At 44.4% G+C, this 279-nt stretch carries 1 protein-coding gene; it reads left to right on the top strand.

Annotated features, from left to right (window positions below; translation table 11 throughout):
• A partial coding sequence (locus GQ596_RS11015; RefSeq protein WP_160401764.1) for a hypothetical protein occupies positions 1 to 279 on the top strand: 279 nt, incomplete at both ends.

Below are 279 nucleotides of genomic sequence, written 5' to 3'. Positions count from 1 at the left end.
CTGCCAAACCTATGCCCTAAATTTTATTGATTCGCACAGTGGTCAAAATAGAGCGCCACAGTTATTTTCATCACCGAAGTCATTTTGCGTAGCGAAATCGACGCCGTCATCGCGGTCTTTATTGGCGATGTCTTCGGCAGGTTCTTCAACAGCATCCTCGGTCACATCATCGGCCATATTTTCGGCAAAATTACCGCCGATATCCAAGTGGTTATCCAAACCGCCATTATTATCTAAATCCGCATTGGTTCTTGCGCCATTGTTGTTATTGTCATATAC

Source organism: Gilliamella sp. Pra-s60 (genome assembly GCF_009795755.1).
In the GTDB taxonomy this organism is placed as follows: domain Bacteria; phylum Pseudomonadota; class Gammaproteobacteria; order Enterobacterales; family Orbaceae; genus Gilliamella.
This window is presented reverse-complemented; position numbering and strand designations above follow the sequence as displayed.